Origin of the sequence: Vibrio sp. CCB-PB317 (genome assembly GCF_022808245.1) — a bacterium.
In the GTDB taxonomy this organism is placed as follows: domain Bacteria; phylum Pseudomonadota; class Gammaproteobacteria; order Enterobacterales; family Vibrionaceae; genus Vibrio; species Vibrio diabolicus.
In genome coordinates this window covers 1-1239 of sequence record NZ_JALGNU010000017.1, presented here as the reverse complement: position 1 = coordinate 1239, position 1239 = coordinate 1, and the positions used below count along the sequence as shown (strand labels likewise).

Below are 1239 nucleotides of genomic sequence, written 5' to 3'. Positions count from 1 at the left end.
TAACGCCCTGTTAAGGTGTGAGCAACGCAATACCGAAGGCCCCGCATACCACCTTAAACACTAAAGCCAACGCATAGTAAAAATGCTACGCGTTGCGAATCACTCTTAAACAGTTTGTTAGGCATTTTTATCTAACACCTTTTGCACCAGTAATTGACCAAGAATATTCAGAACCCGCATCACCGGCTAAAATTTTGATACTAAATGACCGAGTCGACAATGGAGGTAATTCATTTTTAATTTCATAGTGGCGAGTATCAGTCTTTTCACCAAGCTTACTTTCAATCGATATTGTCACTGACGTTACGGTGATATCTTTATTACCATTGTATAAGCTACCACGATATACATCTTGAAACTGGATACCAGCTCGTCCGTTCAAGTTCATCAATTCTAAGGTGTTTAAAGCTCGCTCTTTGCCTCTGTACTCTGAACCTTCGGGAAATTTTTTACGGCATGACATATATATCTGTTCTGCGCCTAAATCACTATCGACTCCTTTCATACTCTGTAATATACAGTCATCAAAGTCTTTTGGTTGACCACAACCAGCAATTAATAGAACAATGAAAGGCAAGGAAAATCTTAGACTCATATTCAACACCCCGAAGTTCAACTAGATTAATTGTAGCATCTAGCCGCTTTCGAAATGCCTAACGCCGCATTAAGGTGTGAGCAGCGCTTGGCTATACTTGAGCGAAGCGAAACTGCCAAGCGTTGCGAATCACTCTTAAATGCTTTGTTAGCCATTTGACCCAATAACAGCAAGAAGACCTGTGATTGCACCTACTAATCCTGTAATTGTTGATAACCAAACCACCCAATGAGATCTTAAATCTCGTCGTTCTTTGAGCTCTTTACGGATACTACTGCGAACTTTGGCATAACCTTGCGCACTAAGATAGCGATACCCAGTTTGGCTCCCTTCAACCCAGTTTTGCATGTTATCGTGACCATCTTCGTCAAAGTCTGCTTCAGGCACTGGTATTCTCATTTTTCGAGCTTTACTCAAGATTTTTTGGCTTAAGTGGTGTTCTAGTTCTTCTTCCGGCACCCCAACTTCCCAGCGGCATGATTGCATTAAATCGCGCACTTTTTCTGGTTTATCAGCCTTACCAATATGGCCCCGATAATCACGCTCTATGAACGTAATAACCCAATTGAGCTTTGTAGACTTAGGCAAAGGCAATAGACGCAAAATTGTGTATTTGTTCATTTCTCTCCTTTGATGGCTAACGC

The 1239-nt window shown here is 41.4% G+C and carries 2 protein-coding genes; both read right to left on the bottom strand.

The features are described from left to right. Positions 1-127 precede the first annotated feature (127 nt). Complete coding sequence (locus tag MTR11_RS24035; RefSeq protein WP_237312783.1) at positions 128-595, bottom strand: hypothetical protein; 468 nt, start codon at positions 593-595, stop codon at positions 128-130. 147 nt (positions 596-742) lie between these two features. Beyond that, on the bottom strand, positions 743-1239 hold a 497-nt coding region (locus tag MTR11_RS24030), incomplete at its 5' end, for a hypothetical protein (protein ID WP_243328528.1).